The 10,691-nt window shown below is 67.3% G+C and carries 7 protein-coding genes and 2 rRNA genes (1 of these 9 running past the window's edge); 4 read left to right on the top strand and 5 right to left on the bottom strand.

Annotation, left to right across the window (positions count from 1 at the left end; all coding sequences use genetic code 11):
- Together B1H19_RS16655 and rrf are read left to right on the top strand one after the other, a co-directional pair.
- Positions 1-2,813 (top strand): 23S ribosomal RNA (locus B1H19_RS16655); it begins 310 nt to the left of the window's first position.
- A gap of 76 nt (positions 2,814-2,889) precedes the next feature.
- Positions 2,890-3,006: ribosomal RNA gene (gene rrf, locus B1H19_RS16650) — 5S ribosomal RNA — on the top strand.
- A 165-nt stretch (positions 3,007-3,171) separates the two neighbouring features.
- On the opposite strand, the gene B1H19_RS16645 is transcribed toward rrf, so the two are convergent.
- From B1H19_RS16645 to B1H19_RS16625, 5 genes are read right to left on the bottom strand one after another with little or no spacing between them, the layout of a single operon-like run.
- Positions 3,172-4,482, bottom strand: coding sequence for a DUF58 domain-containing protein (locus tag B1H19_RS16645; protein ID WP_083105483.1), 1,311 nt, complete (start codon positions 4,480-4,482; stop codon positions 3,172-3,174).
- A 9-nt stretch (positions 4,483-4,491) separates the two neighbouring features.
- The gene (locus tag B1H19_RS16640) at positions 4,492-5,457 is read right to left on the bottom strand and encodes an AAA family ATPase (protein WP_083105482.1); all 966 of its coding nucleotides are present in this window, start codon (positions 5,455-5,457) and stop codon (positions 4,492-4,494) included.
- Positions 5,438-6,682, bottom strand: coding sequence for a DUF4350 domain-containing protein (locus tag B1H19_RS16635; protein WP_083105481.1), 1,245 nt, complete (start codon positions 6,680-6,682; stop codon positions 5,438-5,440). The genes B1H19_RS16640 and B1H19_RS16635 overlap by 20 nt, the downstream gene beginning before the upstream one ends.
- The gene (locus B1H19_RS16630; RefSeq protein WP_083105480.1) at positions 6,679-7,332 is read right to left on the bottom strand and encodes a DUF4129 domain-containing protein; all 654 of its coding nucleotides are present in this window, start codon (positions 7,330-7,332) and stop codon (positions 6,679-6,681) included. The genes B1H19_RS16635 and B1H19_RS16630 overlap by 4 nt, the downstream gene beginning before the upstream one ends.
- A gap of 43 nt (positions 7,333-7,375) precedes the next feature.
- Positions 7,376-8,692 (bottom strand): DUF7847 domain-containing protein, encoded by a 1,317-nt coding sequence (locus B1H19_RS16625; RefSeq protein WP_083105479.1) that lies wholly within the window; start codon positions 8,690-8,692, stop codon positions 7,376-7,378.
- 152 nt (positions 8,693-8,844) lie between these two features.
- Here B1H19_RS16625 and mtnA point away from each other — a divergent pair, with 152 nt between their 5' ends.
- Both mtnA and mtrA read left to right on the top strand, forming a co-directional pair.
- Positions 8,845-10,017, top strand: coding sequence for an S-methyl-5-thioribose-1-phosphate isomerase (mtnA, locus tag B1H19_RS16620; protein WP_237289349.1), 1,173 nt, complete (start codon positions 8,845-8,847; stop codon positions 10,015-10,017).
- The gene (gene mtrA / locus B1H19_RS16615; RefSeq protein WP_030069674.1) at positions 10,014-10,691 is read left to right on the top strand and encodes a two-component system response regulator MtrA; all 678 of its coding nucleotides are present in this window, start codon (positions 10,014-10,016) and stop codon (positions 10,689-10,691) included. Before mtnA ends, mtrA begins: the two co-directional genes overlap by 4 nt.

The raw sequence follows: 10,691 nt of genomic DNA, 5'->3' as shown, positions 1-10,691 counted from the left end.
TTGGGGTTGTGGGAGTTCTCTTTCATCGTCTGCCGGCGATGAGGCGAGTCAGAAACCGTTGATGTAGGCGAAGGACATGCGAAAGGTCCGGCGTAGAGGGTAAGACCCCCGTAGCTGAAACATCAGCGGCTTGCTTGAGAACCACCCAAGTAGCACGGGGCCCGAGAAATCCCGTGTGAATCTGGCGGGACCACCCGTTAAGCCTAAATATTCCCTGGTGACCGATAGCGGATAGTACCGTGAGGGAATGGTGAAAAGTACCGCGGGAGCGGAGTGAAATAGTACCTGAAACCGTGTGCCTACAAGCCGTGGGAGCGTCGCGTTGAGTCTTCGGATTCAACGTCGTGACTGCGTGCCTTTTGAAGAATGAGCCTGCGAGTTTGCGGTATGTTGCGAGGTTAACCCGTGTGGGGTAGCCGTAGCGAAAGCGAGTCCGAAGAGGGCGTTGAGTAGCGTGCCCAAGACCCGAAGCGGAGTGATCTAGCCATGGGCAGGTTGAAGCGGAGGTAAGACTTCGTGGAGGACCGAACCCACCAGGGTTGAAAACCTGGGGGATGACCTGTGGTTAGGGGTGAAAGGCCAATCAAACTCCGTGATAGCTGGTTCTCCCCGAAATGCATTTAGGTGCAGCGTCGTGTGTTTCTTGCCGGAGGTAGAGCACTGGATAGGCGATGGGCCCTACCGGGTTACTGACCTTAGCCAAACTCCGAATGCCGGTAAGTGAGAGCGCGGCAGTGAGACTGTGGGGGATAAGCTCCATGGTCGAGAGGGAAACAGCCCAGAGCATCGACTAAGGCCCCTAAGCGTGTGCTAAGTGGGAAAGGATGTGGAGTCGCAGAGACAACCAGGAGGTTGGCTTAGAAGCAGCCACCCTTGAAAGAGTGCGTAATAGCTCACTGGTCAAGTGATTCCGCGCCGACAATGTAGCGGGGCTCAAGCACACCGCCGAAGTCGTGTCATTGCGATATTACCCCCAACGGGGATCGTGATGGGTAGGGGAGCGTCGTGTGCCGGGTGAAGCAGCCGCGGAAGCGAGTTGTGGACGGTTCACGAGTGAGAATGCAGGCATGAGTAGCGATACAAGAGTGGGAAACTCTTGCGCCGATTGACTAAGGGTTCCTGGGTCAAGCTGATCTGCCCAGGGTAAGTCGGGACCTAAGGCGAGGCCGACAGGCGTAGTCGATGGACAACCGGTTGATATTCCAGTACCCGCTTTGAAACGCCCAATACTGAGCCCATTAATGCTAAGGCCGTGAAGCCGCCCTGATCTCTTCGGAGTTGAGGGGAGTGGTGGAGCCGCTGACCCAAGGTGGTAGTAGGTAAGTGATGGGGTGACGCAGGAAGGTAGTCCAGCCCGGGCGGTGGTTGTCCCGGGGTAAGGGTGTAGGGCGCTGTCTAGGCAAATCCGGACAGCATGAAGCCTGAGACCTGATGCCGAGCCGATTGTGGTGAAGTGGATGATCCTATGCTGTCGAGAAAAGCCTCTAGCGAGTTTCATGGCGGCCCGTACCCTAAACCGACTCAGGTGGTCAGGTAGAGAATACCGAGGCGTTCGGGTGAACTATGGTTAAGGAACTCGGCAAAATGCCCCCGTAACTTCGGGAGAAGGGGGGCCATTGCTGGTGAGGGGTCTTGCATCCTGAGCTGGTGGTGGCCGCAGAGACCAGCGAGAAGCGACTGTTTACTAAAAACACAGGTCCGTGCGAAGCCGTAAGGCGATGTATACGGACTGACGCCTGCCCGGTGCTGGAACGTTAAGGGGACCGGTTAGTCACATTTCGGTGTGGCGAAGCTGAGAACTTAAGCGCCAGTAAACGGCGGTGGTAACTATAACCATCCTAAGGTAGCGAAATTCCTTGTCGGGTAAGTTCCGACCTGCACGAATGGCGTAACGACTTCTCGACTGTCTCAACCATAGGCCCGGTGAAATTGCATTACGAGTAAAGATGCTCGTTTCGCGCAGCAGGACGGAAAGACCCCGGGACCTTTACTATAGCTTGATATTGGTGTTCGGTTCGGCTTGTGTAGGATAGGTGGGAGACTGTGAAGCATCAACGCCAGTTGGTGTGGAGTCATTGTTGAAATACCACTCTGGTCGTGCTGGATGTCTAACCTGGGTCCGTGATCCGGATCAGGGACAGTGTCTGGTGGGTAGTTTAACTGGGGCGGTTGCCTCCTAAAGGGTAACGGAGGCGCCCAAAGGTTCCCTCAGCCTGGTTGGCAATCAGGTGTTGAGTGTAAGTGCACAAGGGAGCTTGACTGTGAGACTGACGGGTCGAGCAGGTACGAAAGTAGGGACTAGTGATCCGGCGGTGGCTTGTGGAAGCGCCGTCGCTCAACGGATAAAAGGTACCCCGGGGATAACAGGCTGATCTTCCCCAAGAGTCCATATCGACGGGATGGTTTGGCACCTCGATGTCGGCTCGTCGCATCCTGGGGCTGGAGTCGGTCCCAAGGGTTGGGCTGTTCGCCCATTAAAGCGGTACGCGAGCTGGGTTTAGAACGTCGTGAGACAGTTCGGTCCCTATCCGCTGTGCGCGTAGGAGTCTTGAGAAGGGCTGTCCCTAGTACGAGAGGACCGGGACGGACGAACCTCTGGTGTGCCAGTTGTTCTGCCAAGGGCATGGCTGGTTGGCTACGTTCGGAAAGGATAACCGCTGAAAGCATCTAAGCGGGAAGCCTGCTTCGAGATGAGGGCTCCCTCCCACTTGATGGGGTAAGGCTCCCAGTAGACGACTGGGTTGATAGGCCAGATATGGAAGCGCCGTAAGGTGTGGAGTTGACTGGTACTAATAGGCCGAGGGCTTGTCCTCAGTTGCTCGCGTCCACTGTGTAGGTTCTGAAGTAACGACTGTTGAGTCATGCTCCGGTTGGTTAACTTCATAGTGTTTCGGTGGTCATTGCGTTAGGGAAACGCCCGGTTACATTCCGAACCCGGAAGCTAAGCCTTTCAGCGCCGATGGTACTGCAGGGGGGACCCTGTGGGAGAGTAGGACGCCGCCGAACAATCTTTGTGGGAGGCCCCGCACCGTATGGTGCGGGGCCCTTCTGCGTTTACGGGTTATGGGGACATGGGGAACGCAGTGATCAGGTCTGTGTGGTGTGCAGATCTTCGCGGCGCCTGCCGCTGTACGTAGCTGCTGTGTGTGCCGCCGGCTGAGGGCCCGCCTCTCAGAGGCGGCCGGCGGCCTTGAGGGCGAGGTAGGCGTCCGCCAGGTCGGGGGCCAGGTGGGTGGGGGTGGAATCGATGACAGTGATGCCGTTGTGGCGGAGGCGGTCTGCGATGTGGCGTCGGGCGGCGCGGGTTTGTTCCGCGGCTGCGGCCTCGTAGACGGCCTGAGGGGTGTGGCGGCCGGCGGCCATTTCTTCGATGCGGGGGTCGGCGACGGCCGCGACGATGATTTCGTTGCGTTGGGTGAGGCTGGGGAGGACCGGCAGAAGGGCCTCTTCCACGGGAGCCGTGTCGAGGCCGGTGAAGAGCACGATGAGGGACCGGCGCGGGGTGCGGCGGTGGATGGTGGCGGCCAGGCCGCGGGCGTCCGCCTCGACGAGTTCGGACTCCACGGGGGCCAGGGCATCGGTCAATGCGGGGAGCAGGTCGGCGGCGTTGTGGCCCTGTACGGAGGCGCGAATGCGGCGGTCGTAGGCGAGGAGGTCGACGCGGTCGCCGGCGCGTGTTGCCAGGGCGGCGAGCAGGAGGGCGGCGTCCATGGAGGCGTCGAGGCGGGGGATGTCGCCGACGCGGCCGGCGGAGGTGCGGCCGGTGTCCAGGACGAGGAGGATGCGGCGGTCGCGTTCGGGGCGCCAGGTGCGCACGGCGAGGGTCTGTTGGCGGGCGGTGGCGCGCCAGTCGATGGAGCGGGTGTCGTCTCCGGGTGCGTAGTCGCGGAGGCTGTCGAATTCGGTGCCTTCGCCGCGGGTCAGGATGCTGGTGCGGCCGTCGAGTTCGCGGAGCCGGGCCAGTTTGGCGGGGAGGTGCTTGCGGCTGGTGAAGGGCGGCAGAACGCGCAGGGTCCACGGGACGTGGTGGTGAGCTTGCCGGGCAGCCAGGCCGAGCGGGCCGTAGGAGCGGACGGTGACGCGGACGGCCTGGTGGTCGCCTCGGCGGGTGGGGTGAAGCGCGGTGGTGAGGCGCCTGCGTTCGGCGGTGGGGATGTGGACCGTGTGGCGGCTGGCCGCGATGTCGGTGCCGGGGTGGAAGGAACTCGGGGGCCAGGCATCGCGGACCTCGGCGCGCAGGGTGCGGCGGCTCGAGTTGGTGAGGGTGAGGTGTGTGTGGGCTTCGCCCGTTAGTCGAACGGTTGTGTCACCGGTTCGGGTGAAATGGAGCTTTCGCGCTGGCGCGGCGAGCGCGAGATCGCACAAAATTGCTATCAGCAAGGTGAGTTGGACGGTGAGGACACCGAGCCAGCTGGGGAGCACGAAGCCGACGAAGAGAGCTCCGACGGCGGCGGTGAGGGCGGTGCGTCCGGTGAGGGTCACGGCGTCGCCTCAGCGGGGAACGGGGAGGTGGGCGAGCACGGCGTTGATGACGGAGTCGGCGGTGACTCCCTCCATCTCCGCTTCGGGGCGGAGTTGGATGCGGTGACGAAGTGTGGGGAGCGCAAGGGCCTTGACGTCGTCGGGGGTGACGTAGTCGCGGCCGGTGAGCCAGGCCCAGGCTCGGGAAGTGGCGAGCAGGGCGGTGGCCCCTCGGGGGGAAACGCCGAGGGACAGTGAGGGGGATTCACGAGTGGCACGGCAAATATCGACGATGTAGCCCGTGATTTCGGGGGCGACGGTGGTCTTGGCGACCGCGGCTCGGGCCGCCTCGAGGTCGCCGGCGGAGGCTACGGGGCGCAGGCCCGCGGCCTTCAGATCGCGGGGGCTGAAGCCGTCCACATGGCGCGTGAGGATGTCTATTTCGTCCTGGCGGGCCGGGAGCGGGATGGTCAGTTTCAGCAGGAAGCGGTCGAGCTGCGCCTCGGGGAGAGGGTAAGTGCCCTCGTATTCCACGGGGTTCTGAGTGGCGGCCACGAGGAAGGGCTCGGGCAGGGGCCGGGGGGTGCCGTCGACGGTTACCTGACGCTCCTCCATTGCTTCGAGGAGGGAGGCTTGGGTTTTGGGAGGCGTGCGGTTGATCTCGTCGGCGAGAAGGAGGTTGGTGAAGACGGGACCGGGCTGGAAGGAGAATTCGGCGCTGCGGGCGTCGTAGACCAGGGAGCCGGTGACATCACTCGGCATCAGGTCGGGGGTGAACTGGACGCGTTTGGTGTCGAGTTCGAGGGTGGCCGACAGGGCTCGTACGAGCAGGGTCTTGGCGACGCCGGGGACGCCTTCGAGGAGCACGTGGCCGCGGCAGAGCAGCGCGACGACCAGGCCGGTGACGGCGGGGTCCTGGCCGACGACGGCCTTGGCTATCTCGGTGCGGAGCGCTTCGAGGGAGGCTCGGGCGCTGTCAGCGGTCGGGGTGCTCACGGGGGGCGTGCCTCTCTTGGGAAACGATCGAGGTTTTGAGTGCGTCGAGTTGGTCGGCCAGCTGCACCAGGGCCTTGTCGTCCGCGGGAGTGGGGCCGAAGAGCAGAGAGTGCAGGTCGGGTTCGACTGTGGGCGCGGCGGTCAGGTGGGCGTGCACGGCGGGGAGAAGGACGTCGGGGGTGTGGGCGTGCGTGGGGGGCACGCCGATGAGCGGGGCGAGCCGGGTGCGGGTGGCGGCGCGCAGGACGGCGGAGGCGCGGTCGCGGGCGTGCGCCTGTTCGTACAGGCGGGCGTGGCCTTCGGTGGTCTCGGCGGCCGGCACGGTGACAGGGAGCCGTTCGGGCACCAGGGGGCCGAGTCGGCGGGCGCGCCACAGGGCCGCGAAGGCGGCGGCGAAGGCGAGTTGGAGCAGGCCCCAGCTCCAGCCGGAAGGAAGAAGATCGAGGAAGCCGCGCTGGTCCGCGTCTTGCGGGGTCGAGGGGTCGCTTGCGGAATCGCTCAGGGAGGGGAGGTACCAGACCAGATGTTTGTGTTCACCGAGAAGCTGGAGGGCCAGCGAGGCGTTGCCGCGCTCGGCGAGGTGGCGGTTGTAGAGGAAGTCGGGGGAGCCGAGAAGGACGGTGTCGCGGCCGGCGCCGGGAGCAGGCAGACGCAGCAGAGTGGGCAGGCCGTGGCTGCGGTAGCAGCGGTCGGCGGTGCGGTCGGGCGTCAGGTAACCGAGGCCGCCCAGGACGGCCGTGCCCGCGCGGCGGGCGGCGGGCAGCGAACACGCCGGCCGAAGTGCCGAGGGGCGTGCCGCGGACTCGGTCGTGACTCCGGGGGTGAAGGTGTCGAGGGCGGCGGTGCCGGGAGCGACCAGGACGATGCGGCCGGGGGTGTGGGCCGTGGCGGTGCGCAGGCCGGTCAGCTGAGGTGCGGTCAGCAGGTCGGGCTCGGCGATCAGGAGCGTGGTGTTCGGGCCGGTCGCGGCTGCGGCCTCCTCGGAGGTGGTCACGACCTGGGTGTCGACGCCGCGGGCGGCCAGGAGTTGGGCGAGGGCCCGGCTCCCGGTGCGGTCCGCCGAGCGGGGGTCGAGCCGGCCGTGTTGCTCGTTGGACTGGAGGGCGGCGAGCACCACACCGGTGACAACGAGCAGGAGGAGTGCGAGCAGCAGCCCGCGGGACCGATGCCACACGCTGCGGGCGGTGACGGACGGGGCGACGGGGACTGCGGTGGCCGTGCTCATCCGCGGCTCCTGGCCGGGGCGGTGGTGAGAGAGGGCTTGGCGTGTTGCAGGTCGCTGTCGAGGGCGGCGAGGAGGGCGTACTCCCGCTCGGTGCCGGGGCGGCCGCCGTATGTGACGTCGTCAAAGGTACGGGCCGCGGCGCGGAGCCGGTCGGCATGCGCGGGGAGCAACCGGCCGACGAGGGCCACGGCTTCGTCGGCGGTGCGGCCGGGGCCGGGCGTGAGCAGTGCCCGCTCTTCCAGGGCCAGGACCAGGGCGCGCATGCGTTCCTGGATCGCCCGGCTCCACAGGTTGTCGGCGGCGAGCAGGTCGGCGGCCGCGCGGTGTTCGGCGGCGGTGCGCGGGATGTCCGTGAAGAGGGTGCCGCCGGTGGTTGGGGTGCGGCGTATCGCACCGAGTCGCAGTCGTAGCGCGACGATCAGCAGGACCACCACCGCGGCGACGGTGACGAGCCCGACCCAGCCGCCGGGTGTGGCACCGGCGGCTGTGTGGAACAGCTCGTCGACGCGGTCCCAGAACCAATTCAGCGCCCGTTGGAGCACAGTGGGGTCGTGCTGGTGGTACCGGGGATCGGACAGCTCGCGCTCCGCCGCCTCGCGGGCGGGCACGCGCGGTGTCCGCAACGGTATGTCGTCGTCGGAGCGTGCCATGAGCCGGCCGAATGCGGCTGTGTTCCCCCCTGTTGTCACCGCATCAGCTTCCCGGAGTGGTGTCGGTGGGTGTGCCGGATCCGGCCGCTCCCGTCGGTGCGGTGCCGTAGCCGGACAGGCCGGCGGCGCGGGCGAGTTCGAGGTCGAGGGCCTCGCGGCGGATGCGCTGGTCCATGTAGAGGAGCGCGGTCACGCCCGCGCTGATCGGGAAGGTGAGCGCCGAGCTGATGACGGCTCCGATGCCGATCACGATCAGGAAGGTCCAGCCGGTGGAGTCACTGGTGCCGTTGGCCCAGTCCATCAGGCTCTCGCCGTCGACGATGAAGGCGATGAGAGTGGCCGGGATCTGGATGATCGACTCGATCAGGGCGACGATCAGGAAGGCGAGGAGCTGGATGCCCAGGACCCGCCACCAGGAGCCGCGTACGAGCTTGGCGGAGCGGCGCATGGAGGCGATGACGCCCTGCTTCTCCAGCATCAGTGCCGGGGAGGCGAGGCTGTAGCGGACCGCCAGCCAGACGCTGACGACGAAGCCGGCCAGGCCGCCGAGCACGATGAGGAGGAGGCCCGGTGCGAGGCTGCCGGAGGACGTCAGGATGATGCCGGGAGCCAGGCCGACCGCTGCGACGGCGAAGAGCATCAGGGGGAACAGGAGCAGCAGGCCGAGCAGACGGGGGAGTTGACCTCGGGCGTCCTTCCAGGCATCGGCGGTGGTGACCGGGCGGCCGAGGACGGCGCGGCTGGTGACCATGGTCAGCAGGCCCGTGGCGATGAGGGTGGCGAGCAGCCCGATCAGCGAGGTGACGGCGCTTCCGGCGAGGGCCTGGCCCGTATCGCGCAGGGCCTGGCGCAGCTCCGGGCCGGAGCCGGCGTCCGGGGCGGGCTGGCGGCCGGGGAGCCACAGTCCGCTGACGACCGTGATGAGGGTCTGCGAGACGGCCGCGACGATCAGCGATATGCCGAGCACCGTGCGCCAGTGGGCGCGCATGGTGGAGGCCGCGCCGTCGAGGATTTCGCCGACGCCGAGCGGACGCAGTGGGATCACGCCGGGCTTGGCGGCCGGCGGGACCGGGGACCAGCCGCCGCCCCATACGGGGCCGCCGTCCCCCTGCGGGCCGTGCCAGCCGCCCTGGTGGGGGATGGCGCCGGCGCGGGAGCGGGCGCCGCCTTGCGCGGGGATCCCGGCGGGCGAGGACCACTCGCCGGCGGGCGGTTGCTGCTTGGACCAGTTCGGCGGGGTCGGCTGCTCGGCGACGGGCTCGTCCGGGGCGGTCTGTGGGCCGGGCTGCTCCTGGGTGCCGCGGTCCGGCTCGTCGGAGGGGGCGGATCCGGGCGAGGCCCAGCCCGGAGAGTTGTTCATCTTCGCTCCTTCGTGCTGCCGGTCCGCCGCGGCGGCCGGGGTCCGGGATCCGCGGTGTCAGTCATCGTGTCATGGCGGACGGTTTTGTGTACCCGGGCCCTGAGCAGTGCGGGACCTTCTGTTCGAGGCGGTATCGGCGGCAGACTGAACCAGTGGCCGATCACTACGAGGTGTCCGAGGCGGGCGCGCAGGCGCTCGGAATCCCGTCGTTGCGCTGGGCGGAGCCGCCCGAGGGGCCGGTGGTGGTGCTCCTCGACCAGACCCGGCTGCCGGCGGAGGAGGCCGAGCTGGTCTGTACGGATGTACCGGCGCTGGTGCAGGCGATCCGGACGCTGGCGGTGCGCGGTGCGCCACTGCTGGGTATCGCGGGTGCCTACGGGGTCGCGCTGGCGGCGGCGCGTGGCTTCGATGTGGACGAAGCGGTGGAGATGCTGGCGCATGCCCGGCCGACCGCGGTCAATCTCGGGTACGGCGTGCGACGGGCGGCCGCCGCCTACCGTGAAGCGGCCGGTCGCGGGGGCGGTCCGCAGACCGCGGCGGCTGCGGCGCTGGCCGAGGCGCGGGCCGTCCATGCGGAGGACATCGAGGCCAGCGCGCGGATGGCGGATCACGGGCTGGCGCTCCTGGGAGAGCTGCTGCCGGGCGGCGGTCACCGGCTGCTCACACACTGCAATACGGGACACCTGGTGTCCGGGGGCGAGGGGACCGCCCTGGCGGTGGCGCGAGCCGCGCACCGGGCCGGTGAGCTGCGACGGCTGTGGGTGGACGAGACGCGGCCGCTGTTGCAGGGGGCGCGGCTGACGGCGTACGAGGCGGCGCGGGCGGGCATGGCGTACAGCGTGCTCGCGGACGGGGCGGCGGGATCGCTGTTCGCCGCGGGCGAGGTGGACGCGGTGCTGATCGGTGCGGACCGCATCGCGGCCGACGGGTCGGTCGCCAACAAGGTCGGCAGCTATCCGCTGGCGGTGCTGGCGCGTTATCACCATGTGCCGTTCGTGGTGGTGGCGCCGACGACCACGGTGGATTTCGAGACGGAAGAGGGTGCGGACATAGAGGTGGAACAGCGGCCGGGCAGCGAGGTGACGGAGCTCTCGTTGCCGTACGGACAGGGGCCCGGGGAGGGTCCCGGGGTGGGTGTCGCGGTGGCGCCCGTGGGCGCGCAGGCCTACAACCCGGCGTTCGATGTGACTCCTCCCGAGCTGGTGACGGCGATCGTGACGGAGGCCGGAGTGGTCTCACCGGTCACGCGGGAAGGGCTTGTGCGAGTGTGTTCCACATCACGATGGAGTAAGTCACGATCAGGTAATGGGATGATGGCCGAATGAAGGGACGCGTCCTGGTCGTCGACGACGACACCGCACTGGCAGAGATGCTCGGCATTGTGCTGCGCGGCGAAGGGTTTGAACCGTCGTTCGTGTCGGACGGTGACAAGGCCCTGGCCGCCTTCCGCGAGACCAAGCCCGATCTTGTGCTGCTCGACCTGATGCTGCCCGGACGGGACGGTATCGAGGTCTGCCGGCTGATCCGGGCCGAGTCCGGGGTGCCGATCGTGATGCTGACCGCCAAGAGCGACACCGTGGATGTGGTGGTCGGGCTTGAGTCGGGCGCGGACGACTACATCGTCAAGCCGTTCAAGCCCAAGGAGCTGGTGGCCCGGATCCGGGCGCGGCTGCGGCGTTCGGAGGAGCCGGCGCCCGAGCAGCTGGCGATCGGTGACCTGGTCATCGATGTGGCGGGTCACTCCGTGAAGCGGGGCGGGCAGTCGATCGCGCTGACGCCGTTGGAGTTCGATCTGCTGGTGGCGCTGGCGCGCAAGCCGTGGCAGGTATTCACCCGTGAGGTGCTGCTCGAGCAGGTCTGGGGCTATCGGCACGCCGCGGACACCCGGCTGGTCAATGTCCATGTGCAGCGGCTGCGTTCCAAGGTCGAGCGGGATCCGGAGCGTCCGGAGATCGTGGTGACCGTGCGCGGTGTCGGCTACAAGGCCGGGCCGAGCTGA

The organism is Streptomyces gilvosporeus (genome assembly GCF_002082195.1).
Classification (GTDB): Bacteria; Actinomycetota; Actinomycetes; order Streptomycetales; family Streptomycetaceae; genus Streptomyces; species Streptomyces gilvosporeus.
This window is presented reverse-complemented; position numbering and strand designations above follow the sequence as displayed.